The sequence below is a fragment of the Geomesophilobacter sediminis genome (assembly GCF_016458275.1).
Classification (GTDB): Bacteria; Desulfobacterota; Desulfuromonadia; order Geobacterales; family Geobacteraceae; genus Geomesophilobacter; species Geomesophilobacter sediminis.
The window spans coordinates 1-431 of record NZ_JAEMHM010000053.1 but is presented as its reverse complement, the minus strand read 5'-3'; the positions used below and the strand labels follow the sequence as shown (position 1 = coordinate 431).

The 431-nt window shown below is 54.3% G+C and carries 1 pseudogene; it reads right to left on the bottom strand.

Annotated features, from left to right (window positions below):
* Positions 1-295, bottom strand: a pseudogene (locus tag JFN93_RS25390) (ISL3 family transposase); the annotation flags it as partial.
* Between the last annotated feature and the right edge of the window lie 136 nt (positions 296-431).

The window sequence follows — 431 nt, the reverse complement described above, 5'->3', positions numbered from 1 at the left end:
CTGTCCAAGGAATCCGTTCGACTTTCACCCCGCAACTGGGACAGTTGACCCGTCGCAAGGCATAGAGGAAGAAAACGGCAATACCCCACAACGGGACGAACTCAAAGCGCCGCTGTTGCAATGTGTCGTAGCCAGGGCGGGATTTCCCGCACTTACTGCAGATCGGCCGGCTTCTCTTACGAGCATGGATCTCAATCTCAAGGACCGGCTGTTCGCCCTTATCGCTCCAACGGGCAGAACCATAGACAAACCCATGATGCAATTGGACACGATTCAGGATAGACTTAAGCAGCATCCCGTCCTCCTTGTCTAGCACTGGTTTTCTTGGTCGAAACCCATTTTGCCAGACTTGAGGCGGGATGCTCTATTTTGGGGGCGCTGCTCACCCCTATGCGAACGCCTCAGTTACCCACACATTCTGCGGAAGAACC